The 12,837-nt window shown below is 69.6% G+C and carries 2 protein-coding genes and 1 pseudogene; 1 reads left to right on the top strand and 2 read right to left on the bottom strand.

Annotation, left to right across the window (positions count from 1 at the left end; translation table 11 throughout):
• A pseudogene (locus C8258_RS29925) lies at nucleotides 1-11,033 on the top strand (SDR family NAD(P)-dependent oxidoreductase); the annotation flags it as partial.
• A 66-nt stretch (nucleotides 11,034-11,099) separates the two neighbouring features.
• Here the strand turns inward: C8258_RS29925 and C8258_RS29920 are convergent.
• Both C8258_RS29920 and C8258_RS29915 read right to left on the bottom strand, forming a co-directional pair.
• Nucleotides 11,100-11,855 (bottom strand): thioesterase II family protein, encoded by a 756-nt coding sequence (locus C8258_RS29920; RefSeq protein WP_158271330.1) that lies wholly within the window; start codon nucleotides 11,853-11,855, stop codon nucleotides 11,100-11,102.
• Nucleotides 11,856-11,866: 11 nt separating this feature from the next.
• Nucleotides 11,867-12,682: an NADPH-dependent oxidoreductase gene (locus tag C8258_RS29915; protein WP_369974842.1), complete on the bottom strand. Its 816-nt coding sequence runs from the start codon at nucleotides 12,680-12,682 to the stop codon at nucleotides 11,867-11,869.
• Nucleotides 12,683-12,837: the final 155 nt, after the last annotated feature.

Here is a 12,837-nt window from a genome sequence, read left to right as displayed (position 1 = left end):
CGGAGGTGGTTGCACAGTTCATCGGGTCGGAGTTGGCCGGTACATCGGTTGTCGAGGAAGGGCCGGTCGGCCGGGTTCGGGTGGATGATGATCCGGTCGCGATTGTGGCGATGAGTTGCCGGTATCCGGGTGGTGTGGCGTCGCCGGAGGATTTGTGGCGGTTGGTCGCCGAAGGGATCGATACCAACGGGGAATTGCCGGTCGACCGTGGCTGGGATGTCGACGGTATCTACGACCCCGAGCCCGGCAAGCCCGGCAAGACCTACACGCGGCGCGGTGGATTCCTGTATTCCGCAGCCGATTTCGATGCCGACTTCTTCGGTATCAGTCCCAATGAGGCCATGGTGATGGATCCGCAGCAGCGATTGCTGCTGGAGACCTCGTGGGAGGCGCTGGAACGGGCAGGGATCGATCCTGCCGTGCTGCGTGGCAGCTCGACCGGTGTGTTCACCGGTGTGATGTACCACGACTACGCACAGGGCACCGGAAAGGCCGGAAGCGCCGGAGGAAGTCTCGTCTCCGGTCGGATCGCCTACACGCTGGGGCTGGAAGGTCCTGCGGTGTCGGTGGATACGGCGTGCTCGTCGTCGCTGGTCGCGATGCATCTGGCCGCGCAGTCGCTGCGGTCCGGTGAATGCGATCTGGCGCTGGCCGGCGGTGTCGCGGTCATGGCCACACCGGATATGTTCCTCGAATTCGGCAGGCAGCGTGGATTGTCGCCCGACGGCCGGTGTAAGTCCTTCGCGGATGCGGCCGATGGTGTGGGCTGGGCTGAGGGTGCGGGAATGCTTGTGCTGGAACGGCTTTCCGATGCTCGTCGCCATGGTCACGAGGTTGTGGCGGTGCTGGCGGGTTCGGCGGTGAATCAGGACGGTGCGTCGAACGGTTTGACGGCGCCCAACGGTCCGTCGCAGCGGCGGGTGATCCGGCAGGCGTTGGCCAATGCCGGTCTCTCGCCTGCCGAGGTCGACGCCGTGGAAGGCCACGGTACGGGTACGACGCTGGGTGATCCGATCGAGGCCCAAGCGCTGCTCGCCACCTACGGTCAAGATCGGGACCCCGCCAGTCCCTTGTGGTTGGGGTCGTTGAAGTCGAACATCGGTCATGCCCAGGCCGCTGCGGGTGTGGGCGGTGTGATCAAGATGGTCATGGCGATGCGCCACGGCGTGCTGCCGAAGACACTGCATGTCGACCGGCCGAGTTCGAAAGTCGATTGGGCGCAAGGCAGTATCCGGTTGTTGACCGAGTCGGTCGAGTGGCCGGAGGTGAATCGGCCGCGTCGCGCCGGTATCTCGTCCTTCGGGCTCAGCGGCACCAACGCCCACCTCATCGTCGAACAGGCGCCGGCCGCCCCGGCCTCGGTACCGGAGACCAGGATCGCTCCGGCCGGTGGGGTCCTGCCGTGGGTGATCTCGGCGCGCGACGGCGCCGCCCTGGCCGAACAAGCCAGACGTCTGACCGCGCGGATCGGCGACCGGCACCCGGTCGACGTCGGCTACTCGCTCGCGACCTCGCGAGTGGTGTTCGATCACCGCGCCGTGGTGCTGGCCGCCGAAGGCGACGACCTGCGGACCGGTACCCAGGCCCTCGGGCGCGGAGAACCCCTTCCCGGCGTGGTGTCGGGCCGGGTGGTGCCGGGTTCGACGGGTGTGGTGTTCTCGGGGCAGGGTGCGCAGTGGGCCGGTATGGCCGCGGGACTGCGTGCGTATCCGGTGTTCGCCGAGCATTTCGACCGTATCGTGGCCGAGCTGGAACCGGCTCTGGGACAGACAGTTTCGCTGGTCGAGGCGTTGGCGGACGATGAACTGGTCGACCGCACCGTGTTCGCGCAGGCTGGCTTGTTCGCGTTCGAGGTGGCGCTGTATCGGCTGCTCGAATCGTGGGGATTCCGTGTGGATGTGGTCGCAGGCCATTCGATCGGTGAGGTCGCGGCCGCACACGTGGCGGGAGTCCTGTCGCTGGCGGACGCGTGCGTGCTGGTGGCTGCGCGCGGGCGACTGATGCAGGCGCTGCCCGCGGGCGGAACGATGGTCGCGGTGGGCACTTCCGAGGCGGAGGTGATGGCGCTGCTGGATTCCGCCGGAGACGCGGCCGGTGACGTGTCGATCGCGGCGGTGAACGGTCCGTCCTCGGTGGTGTTGTCCGGCTCCGAAGCCGGTGTGCTGGCGGTGGCGGACTGGTGTGCCGGAAAGGGTTGGCGTACACATCGTTTGCGGGTGTCGCATGCGTTCCATTCGGCGTTGATGGAACCGATGCTGGACGAATTCGCCTCCGCGATAGACGCATTGGCGTTCGGGAGTCCGACTGTGGCATTGGTGTCGACGGTGACCGGTGCCCGGGTGACCGACGAGATGTCGGTTCCGTCGTATTGGGTGAACCAGGTTCGGGATACGGTGCGGTTCGCCGATGCGGTGACGGCGATCGCGGAGTCGGGGGTGTCCCGATTCGCCGAGCTCGGGCCGGATGCGGTGCTGGCCCCGATGGTCACCCAAACCCTCGACGCCACATCCCCGGTGGTGGCGGCATCGTCGCGCCGGCACCAGGCGGATCCGTCGACCCTGACGGCCGCACTGGCGACACTGTTCGTCACCGGCGCGGACGTGAACTGGGGCGCCCTCTACTCCGGAACGGACGCCCGGCGAATCGACCTGCCCACCTACGCATTCCAGCGTCGGCGGTATTGGTTGTCCGACGAGTCGACGGCATCCGGCAGCGCCCGCGCGATGGGGCTGGTCGCCACCGAACATCCGCTGGTCTCGGCCGTGGTCTCCCAACCGGACTCCGACGGTGCGGATCTCACCGGCCGCCTGTCCCTGCGGACACATCCCTGGCTGGCCGATCACGCGGTCATGGACACCGTCCTGTTCCCCGGCACGGGTCTGGTCGAACTCGCCCTGTACGCCGGTGAACAGGTCGGCTGCGCTCACCTCGAGCAGTTGGTCCTGCGCGCCCCGCTGGCGCTGTCGGAAACCTCCGGCACCGCGGTGCGTGTCGTGGTCGGCGCCCGGGACGAGGCCGGTCGTCGCGCGGTGCGGATCTTCTCCCGCCGCGAGGACGACGCCGATGCGCTGCCGTCCTGGACGGTGCATGCCGAAGGCACACTCGCATCCGAAAACGCCAGTGTCGCAGCCGAATTGTGGCAGTGGCCGCCGGCGGGAGCGGTCGCGGTGGATATCGACGATGTGTACGACGCCCTCGGCGCGCAGGGATACCACTACGGTCCCGCGTTCCAGGCGCTGCGCTCGGTCTGGCGAGCGACTGGTGACGTCCTCTACGCCGAGGTCGCGCTGCCCGAGACCGCCGGCTCCGACGCCCAGCGGTTCGGCATCCACCCGGCGTTGCTGGACGCGGCCCTCCATGCGCTGCGCTTCGCCGACGCGCGGCCGGACGGTCCGGCGTTGCCGTTCGAGTGGTCCGGAGTCACCGTGTACGCGGCGGGGGCCGATGCGCTGCGGGTGCGGCTCACCCGCGTCGGGGAGCGGGGCGTAGCGCTGGATCTGGCGGATACCACCGGTGCACCGGTGGCGACGGTCCGTCACCTCGCCTCCCGTCCCGTCGATGCCGCGCAGCTCACCACCGGCGCATCCGTCGGCAACGCCCTGTTCCGGATCGGCTGGACACCGATCGAGGTGCACAGGGCCGAAATCGCCACGGCCACATGGCCGGAACTCGGTGACGAGGTACCGCCGGTCGTGGTGCTCGACTGCCCGGCGGGCAACGATCCCGCCACGATCCACGCCGCGACCCACCACGTGCTCGAGGTCCTGCAGTCCTGGACGGCGAGCCGGCGATTCACCGAATCGGTCCTCGTGGTCCGGACGGCCGGAGCGGTGTCGGTGGCCGGAGAGGACATCACGAATCGGGCGAGCGCCGCCGTCGGCGGCCTCGTGCGCTCCGCACAAGCCGAGCATCCGGGCCGCATCGTCCTGGTCGACAGCGATGCCGACCTCGATGATCTGCTCGGCGGCATCCTGGCCGCGGCGGAACCGCAGGTGGCCGTGCGGGACGGCCGAGTGCACGCCGCACGGCTGGTCCGGGCGGCTCCCGGCGCGGCCGAGGCCGTCGCGTTCGATCCGGATGAGACGGTGCTGGTCACCGGTGCCGGTGGGCTCCTGGCCGGGCTCTTCGCCCGGCATCTGGTCGCCACCCGCGGCGTCCGCCACCTGCTGATGCTGAGCCGGCGTGGCGAATCCGCCTCCGGCGCAGCCACATTGCGGGCCGAACTCGGCGAACTCGGCGCCGACGTCGAATTCGCCGCCTGCGATGTCACCGACCGCGACGCGCTCGCCGCCGTGCTGGCGGGCATACCCGCCGAGCACCCGCTGACCGGCATCTTCCACCTGGCCGGTGTGCTCGACGACGGGGCCGTCGCGTCGCTGACCCCGGCGCGGATGGATACCGTGCTGAGCCCCAAGGTCGACGCCGCATTCCATCTGCACGAGCTGACCGCCGATCTGCCTCTGCGGGCATTCGTCCTGTTCAGCTCGGTAGCCGGTGCGTTCGGCAACCCCGGCCAGGGCAACTACGCCGCCGCCAACGCCTACCTGGACGCGCTCGCCACGCACCGCGTCGCGACCGGCAGGTGCGGCACGTCCCTGGTGTGGGGGCTGTGGGACGGCGGTATGGCCGGGCAACTCGGCGACGTCGACCGGCACCGCATGTCCCGCTCGGGCCTGCTGCCGCTCTCGGCCGATCAGGGCCTGGCACTGTTCGACGCCGCGACCGGGATCGATGTGCCGGTGCTCGCCCGGCTCGACACGGAGAGTATTCGGCACGCCGGAAACGCCACGCCCGCATTGCTTTCCGGTCTGGTGCCGGCTCGTCGCAGTGCGGCATCGGGTGCGTTCACGGCGCTGCGCGCGCGGGTCGCGAGCACTCCCGACAGCGAGCGCTTCGGAGTTCTGGTGGAGATCGTGCGCGGACAGATCGCCGCGACTCTCGGCCACGAGCACCCGAATTCGATTGCGGCGGACCGGGCCTTCAACGAACTGGGCTTCGATTCGATCACCGCCATCGAATTCCGCAATGCCCTCAAAGCCGTCACGGGCCTGCCGCTGCCTGCCACCTTGGTGTTCGACTATCCGACACCCGAGGCACTGGCACGACATCTCGCCGAGGAATTCACCGGAACCGCCCGGGACAGCGAGGTCACCGCGACCCGTGCGGTCGACGACGACCCGATCGCGGTGGTCGGCATGGCGTGCCGGTACCCCGGCGGCATCACCTCCCCCGAGGAACTCTGGGATCTGGTGCGCACCGGAGCAGACGCGATCACGACACTTCCGGCCGACCGCGGCTGGGACATCGCCGGCATCTACGACCCGGAACCCGGCCGCGCGGGCAAGTCCTACACCAGAGAAGGCGGATTCCTGCACGGCGCAGCCGATTTCGACCCCGAGTTCTTCGGTATCGGGCCCAACGAAGCCACCATGATGGACCCCCAGCAGCGTCAGTTGCTGGAGACGACCTGGGAAGCGTTGGAGCGCGCCGGTGTCGACCCCACGGTGCTGCGGGGCAGCTCGACCGGGGTCTTCGCCGGCGTGATGTACCACGACTACGCCCAGGGCAGCGGCAACAGCGCGACCGGCAGCTTGGTCTCCGGGCGGATCGCCTACACATTGGGTCTGGAAGGTCCTGCGGTCTCGGTGGATACGGCGTGTTCGTCGTCGCTGGTGGCGATGCATCTGGCCGCGCAGTCGTTGCGGTCGGGAGAGTGTGAGCTGGCGTTGGCCGGTGGTGTGACCGTGATGGCGACGCCGGAGACCTTCGTGGAGTTCAGTCGTCAGCGCGGGTTGTCGCCCGACGGCCGGTGTAAGTCCTTCGCGGATGCGGCCGATGGTGTGGGCTGGTCCGAGGGGGCGGGAATGCTTGTGCTGGAACGGCTTTCCGATGCTCGCCGTCATGGTCACGAGGTGTTGGCAGTGCTGGCGGGTTCGGCGGTGAATCAGGACGGTGCCTCGAATGGTTTGACCGCGCCGAACGGTCCGTCGCAGCGGCGGGTGATCCGGCAGGCGCTGGCCAACGCCGGTCTCACGCCGACGGATATAGATGCGGTCGAAGCACACGGCACCGGCACCACGTTGGGTGATCCGATCGAGGCTCAAGCGTTGCTTGCCACCTACGGTCAGGATCGGGCCGCGGATCGGCCGTTGTGGTTGGGGTCGTTGAAGTCCAATATCGGTCATGCTCAGGCCGCTGCGGGTGTGGGTGGTGTGATCAAGATGGTCATGGCCATGCGCCACGGGGAACTTCCGCGGACACTGCACGTCGATGCGCCCAGCACCAAGGTCGATTGGTCCGAAGGGCAGGTGCGGTTGCTCACCGAACCGGTGCCGTGGCCGGAGGTGGATCGGCCGCGTCGCGCGGGTGTGTCCTCGTTCGGGATCAGCGGCACCAACGCGCACGTCATCGTCGAGCAGGCCCCGGCCGCCGAGACCGCGCCGGTGGTGACCACCGTCCCGGCCGTCCTGCCCTGGACACTCTCGGCGCGCAACGGTGACGCACTCACCGGCCAGGCGGCCCGCCTCGCCGCGCATGTGGACGCGCACGATCCGGATGCCGTGGATGTCGGCTTCTCACTGGCCTCCACACGTGCGGTGTTCGAGCATCGGGCCGTTGTCGTGGGCCGGGATCGTGACGGTCTGCTCGCGGGAGTGCGTGCGCTGGCGGCGGGCGAGTCGGTGTCCGGTGTGGTGTCGGGTCGGGTGGTGCCGGGTTCGACGGGTGTGGTGTTCTCGGGTCAGGGTGCGCAGTGGGCCGGTATGGCTGCCGGGCTGCGTGCCGCGTTCCCGGTGTTCGCCGAGCATTTCGATGTGATTGTCGGCATGCTGGATCCGGCTCTGGGACAGACGGTTTCGCTGGTGGAGGCTTTGGCGGACGAAGATCTGGTCGACCGGACGGTGTTCGCGCAGGCGGGGTTGTTCGCGTTCGAGGTGGCGTTGTATCGGCTGCTGGAGTCGTGGGGGTTCCGTGCGGATGTGGTGGCGGGTCATTCGATCGGTGAGGTTGCCGCCGCCCATATCGCGGGTGTGTTGTCCCTCGAGGACGCGTGTGTGCTGGTGGGAGCGCGCGGGCGATTGATGGAGGCGCTGCCCGCGGGCGGGACGATGATCGCCGTCGGCGCGTCCGAGGCCGATGTTCTGGCCGTGCTCACCGGTGACGTCTCGATCGCCGCGGTGAACGGTCCGTCCTCGGTGGTGCTGTCCGGTGTCGAAGCCGATGTCGTGGCCGTCGCCGGGCGGTGCGCGGAAAACGGCTGGCGCACCCATCGTTTGCGCGTATCGCATGCGTTCCACTCCGCATCGATGGAACCGATGCTGGACGAATTCGCCTCGGCGATAGGCGCTGTGACGTTCCGGCGCCCGGATATGCCGCTGGTGTCCACCGCAACCGGCGCCAGGGTGACCGACGAGATGTCGGATCCGTCCTACTGGGTGCGTCAGGTGCGCGACGCGGTGCGATTCGCCGACGCGGTCCACACGATGGCGGAACTGGGAGCGACACGCTTCGCCGAGGTCGGGCCCGACGCGGTGTTGACGCCCATGGTCGCCCGAACCGTCGATGCCGCAACCACGATCGCCCTCGCCACCCGCCACCACGCGGACCCCGAGACCGTGCTGACCGGGCTCGCCCGCCTGTACGTCGCGGGTGCGCCGGTGGATTGGGCCGGCTACTACGCCGGCTCCGGCGGCACCCGGACCGATCTGCCGACCTACCACTTCCAGCACCGCCGTTTCTGGGCCACGGGCCGGCTGCACGCCGGAGAACCGTCGGCGCTCGGCTTGCGGTCCACCGAACACCCCATGCTGGGCGCGTTGGTCACGCAGCCCGAAGGCGGCGGCGTCCGCCTCACCGGGCGGTTGTCCACGGCCACGCATCCGTGGCTGGCCGATCACGACGTTCTCGGCGTGGTGCTGCTGCCCGGAACCGGCTTCGTCGAGTTGGCGGTCCACGCCGGAGAACAGGTCGGCTGTCCGGAACTGGCCGATCTCACACTGCTGGCGCCACTGACGTTCAGCGGGCCCGGCGGAGTGCAGATCCAGGTGGTCGTGGGCGATGGTGACGAGACCGGTCACCGGCGCCTCGATATCTACTCCCGCCGGGACGAGGACGATCCGGCCGTCCCGTGGACACATCACGCGCAAGGACAGATGAGCCCGAGCGAGGAGACCGACGAACCGGCGGACTGGGCCGACTTCGTGCAGTGGCCGCCGGTCGGCGCCACGGAGGTCACAGTGGACGGCGCGTACGACGAACTCGCCGACCACGGATACCACTACGGTCCCGCCTTCCGCGGTCTGACGGCGGTGTGGCGGCGCGGCGATGATCTGTTCGCCGAGGTCGCGCTGCCGGAGCAGACCACCGCACGGGGTTACGGCATGCATCCGGCGCTGCTCGATGCGGCCCTGCACGCGCTCACCGTCGGCCTGCCGCGCGGCACGGACGAGGAGGCCGAGCGGCAGACCCTGGTTCCGTTCACCTGGTCGTCGGTGCGTCTGTACGCCGACGGCGCCCGCCGGGTGCGCGTGCGCCTGAGCGAACCGAACGAGGGTGCGGTCACGGTGGCGCTGGCCGATTCCGGTGGCGCGCCGCTGCTTTCGGTGCGATCGCTCGCCTTGCGTCCGCTCTCACCCGAACTGCTCGCGGCATCGTCTCGTCCCTCCCACGACGCGCTGTACGAACTCGCGTGGCGGCCCGGCCCGCAGCCGCGCCCCGCGGCGGAGAGTTCCTGGGCCGAGTGGGGTGCGCCGGAGCCGGCCTCAATCCTCGTCTACCGGCCCCCGGTCGACGAGGTCGCGGTGCCGGCGCGGCTGCGCACGGCCCTGCACGACACACTCGGTGTCGTCCAGGAGTTCCTGAGCGACGAACGTTGTGCGACAAGCACTCTGGCGGTCGTCACCGACTCCACCGGCGATCCTGCCGCTGCCGCGGTATGGGGCCTGGTACGCGCCGCGCAAGCGGAGAATCCGGGACGAATCGTGCTCGTCGAGGCGGACGAGGCGACCGCGACGCCCGACCTCGTGGCCGCCGCGGCGACGGGTGAACCGGAACTGGCCGTCGACGCGGCCGGCATTCGGGTGCCGCGACTGGCCCGGGTCGCGGCTCCCGGGACGACGCCGCCCACCGTCTGGGATCCCGAACGGACCGTCCTGATCACCGGCGGCACCGGCGGGGTCGGCCGCCACCTCGCCCGGCATCTGGTGCGTGCGCACGGGGTGCGCCACCTGGTGCTGGCCGGTCGGCGCGGACCGGCCGCGGCCGCGGATCTCGTCGCGGAACTCGGCGCTCTCGGCGCCCGGGTTCGGGTTGCGGCCTGCGACGTCACCGACCGGGACGCGGTGCGGCAACTGCTCGACTCGATCCCCGCCGAGCATCCGCTGGGCGCGATCGTGCACGCGGCCGGGGTCGCCGACAACGGCCTGGTCGATACCTTGACCCCGGCGCAGATCGACCACTGCCTGAGCGCCAAGGCCGATGCCGCCTGGTACCTGCACGAGCTCACCCGCGACGCCGGACTGTCCGCGTTCGTCACGATCTCCTCGGTGGCGGGGTCGATCCTGCCCGCCGGCCAGGGCGGATACGCGGCGGCGAACCTGTTCCTCGACGCGCTCGCGACCTATCGCCACGCCGAAGGTCTGCCGGCCACGTCACTGGCCTACGGCATGTGGGATATCGACACCGGATTGTCGCAATGGCTCGGCGAGGCCGACCGGCAGCGCATGCGGCGCCAAGGCTTTTCGCCGCTGCCCGCCGGCACCGCCCTCGAATTGTTCGATGCGGCACTGTCTTCCGGCCGTCCGGTGCAGGTGCCGGTGGCGATCGACCACGCCGTCCTGCGTGCCCGCGACGCGGTTCCCGCACTCCTCAGGGATCTGGCCGCGAAGCCGGGACGGCGCCAACGTGTCACGACACCCGACGCCGCGGCACTGCGCAACCATCTGGCGCAACTGCCGGAGCCCGACCGGGAACAGTGGCTGCTGACGCACATCCTCGAGCATGCCGCCCGGCTGCTCGGCCACGACAGCACCGATGCGCTCGACCCGGAGCGGGACTTCCTCGAATCGGGATTCGACTCGCTGGCCGCCATGGAGTTGCGTGGCGCGCTCAACGCGTCCACCGGGCTGGCGCTGTCCACGGCGGCGATCTTCGACCACAAGACGCCCGCCGCGCTGGCCCGGCACCTACGCGAGGAACTCGGCACCGCGCCCCGAGCGGCCGACAGCCCTGCGGGCGTGGACGATTCGCTGTACGGAATGTTCCGCGGCGCGGTGACGACCGGTCAGGCCGGCAAGGGCTTCGCCCTGCTGCGAGCGGTGGCGGAACTGCGGGACCACTTCACCGCCGACGAGCAACCGGCACGGCTGCCGACGCCGGCACGGCTCGCCGCGGGCTCGACCCTGCCCCGGATCATCTGCCTCAATCCGCCGCTGGCCACCGGCGGCGCCCACCAGTACGCGCGGATCGCATCGCAGCTGCGCACCGGCCGCGACGTACAGGCGCTACCGCTGATCGGATTCGGTGCGGGCGAACCACTTCCGGCCACACCGGTCGCGGCGCTCGCGGCGGTGGCGCGCGGGGTGGTGGAGGCCGCGCAGGGTGAGCCGTTCGTCCTGCTCGGGCACTCCTCGGGCGGTCTGCTGGCCTACCTCGTCACCGAATATCTGGAGGCGGCGGGCGGTCCGGCTCCCGCCGGCGTGGTCATGCTGGACACCTACCCCGCGCACGAGGGCGGGGAATGGCTGCTGCGAGAGATGGCCGAACACATGGTCGCGAACGAGGCCACATTCGGCCGGTTCGACCAGGCCCGGCTCACCGGAATGGGCCGGTACGTCCAGGTGCTGCACGAGCTGGTGCCGGGGTCCGTCGACACACCGACATTGTTCGTCCAGTGTGCGCGATCGTTCCTGGACGGCTCGTCGGAGCGTGCGGACTGGCAGACCCGGCCGTGGGACGCGACCCATACCGTCGTGCCGGTGGCAGCCGATCACTTCACGATTCTCGAGGACGGCGCGGCGGAGGTCGCCGAGGCGATCGAGACCTGGCTCGCACGCTGAGGGCGGCGACCGGGCGGGCGAATACGCTCGCCCGGTCGTTCTCGCCTAATTCGACAGCGCTCGCGAACTGTGCTGGGAAATCAACTGCGCCACCGCATCACCGTTGGCGTCGAGAAAGAAGTGACCGCCGGGAAATGTGCGGGCGAGGAAATTTCCGGTGGTGTGCGAGCCCCAGCCCTCGATATCGGCGAGACTCGCATCGGCGTCGCGATCACCGGCCAGTGCGACGATGGGACATTCGACGGTCGCCCCCGGGGCGCAGACGTAGGTTTCGATGGCCCGGTAGTCGTTTCTGGTGACCGTCAGAATCATGTCGCGCATTTCCGGATCCTCGAGCAGCGCCGCCGGGGTGCCGCCGTAGTTCAGGAGATGATCGGCCAGCGCACGGTCGCTCAGCGTATGCATCACCTCGATGCCCTGTTGCGACGGGGCACGGCGGCCCGAGGCGAACAGTACCGCCGCCCGCGCCTCGGTGTCCCGTTCGAGGCGTCGGCAGGTTTCGAATGCCACCGCCGATCCCATGCTGTGGCCGAACAGGGAGAAATGCGATACGCCGGCGAGCGTCTCGGTCAATTCGGTGAACAGGCCGTCGACGAGATCGGAAATGGTGCCGACGAGCGGCTCGCGCCGTCGGTCCTGCCGCCCGGGATATTGCACGGCGACGACGTCGTATTCCGATCCGAGGCGTTTGGCCAACGGCCCGTACGAGATGGCGGATCCGCCGGCATGGGGAAAGCAGACCACGGTGTGCGATCCGTTCTCCGGAGCGGGGGACAGACGACGCAGCCAGCTATTACCCACGGGCCGGAAGCCTACACCGACGGAAAACCCTGACGCCGTAGATGTTCTCGCAGGCGGTGCCTGCCTTTGAGACTGTCGCGGTCGGCGAGGCGCTGGAGAACGGTGGTGACCCAGCCGATCGAGCGACCGTGTTCGGCGTTGTACTCGGACAGCCGCGCGTCGTAATCGTCGATCACGCCATCCCCGGCGGCGTCGTAGACGTCGTGGTGCAGGACCGCGCGTTGCGGCAGCCGCGGTTTCACACCGGCGGATTCGGCGGGGTCGGGCACACCGACCGCCAGCCCGAAGGCGGCGAACACCCGGTCCGGCAGATTCAGCTCGGCGGCGACGCCGTCGGGGTTGTTGCGGATGCCGCCCACGAAAACCGTGCCCAGACCCAGTGATTCGGCCGCGATCACCGCGTTCTGCGCCGCGAGGGACGTATCCACGAAACCGAGGATCGTCGACTCGAGGTATTCGGTCGCGTCGACCGTCGCCTGGCGGGCCGCCGCGAGCCGGGCGATCCGGCCCAGATCGGCCAGCCACACCAGGAACAGCGGTGCGCGGCGGATGAAATCCTGATCGCCCGCCAGCGTCGCCAGTCGATCGCGGCGCGCCGGATCCCGCACCGCGACGACGCTCCACGCCTGCAGATTCGACGAGGTCGACGCCGACTGCGCCGCCGCGACGATCGCGGTCAACTCCTCCTCACCCACGGGCTCGTCGAGGAAGGCGCGCACCGACCGATGCGCGAGCTGCAACTCGATCACCGAATTGGTCCGCGCCAGCGAGGTCAGCTCCGGATCGCGGTAGCGGCCGCGCACGGGATGCAGGTTCGTCGTCGTCACCCGGACAGTGTGGCGCCCCGCGGCAGGTGAGCTCCATCGTTGCGATCACCGTGCGCCGATGGACCGCCGTCGCACCGGGCCTGGCTTCAGGCGTGCCACGGATTCCGGTACCCGTTGGGAACCAGGCGATCGAATATGTCGCGGGCGGTGTCCGG

This window comes from Nocardia sp. MDA0666, from assembly GCF_003023875.1.
Lineage (GTDB): Bacteria > Actinomycetota > Actinomycetes > Mycobacteriales > Mycobacteriaceae > Nocardia > Nocardia aobensis.
This window is presented reverse-complemented; position numbering and strand designations above follow the sequence as displayed.